The organism is Corynebacterium halotolerans (assembly GCF_050107895.1).
GTDB classification, from domain to species: Bacteria; Actinomycetota; Actinomycetes; order Mycobacteriales; family Mycobacteriaceae; genus Corynebacterium; species Corynebacterium halotolerans_B.
This window is the reverse complement of the sequence record NZ_JBNILW010000061.1, coordinates 1-255: the sequence shown is the minus strand read 5'-3', so window position 1 is coordinate 255 and position 255 is coordinate 1. Positions and strand designations below refer to the sequence as shown.

The window sequence follows — 255 nt, the reverse complement described above, 5'->3', positions numbered from 1 at the left end:
GGTGGATACTCCAGCGCCTGGCGATCGACCGGATGAGCGTGGCCGCGATCGCGAAGTCGCTGGACATCGGATGGGACACCGTCAACCAGGTCGCCCTGGACCAGGCCCGTGAGCTGGTTGACGGCGATCCCACCCATCTGTCCGGCGTCCGGGTCCTGGGGGTCGATGAGCACAAGTGGAAACACCGCCGCGGCGACGGTACACCCGGCTTCGTCACCGTCATCGTCGATCTGACTCCGAACGTGGACGGCATCG

Annotated in this window: 1 pseudogene; it reads left to right on the top strand. The window is 66.3% G+C overall.

The window, feature by feature from the left end:
- A pseudogene (locus ACQCVD_RS15555) lies at positions 1-255 on the top strand (ISL3 family transposase); the annotation flags it as partial.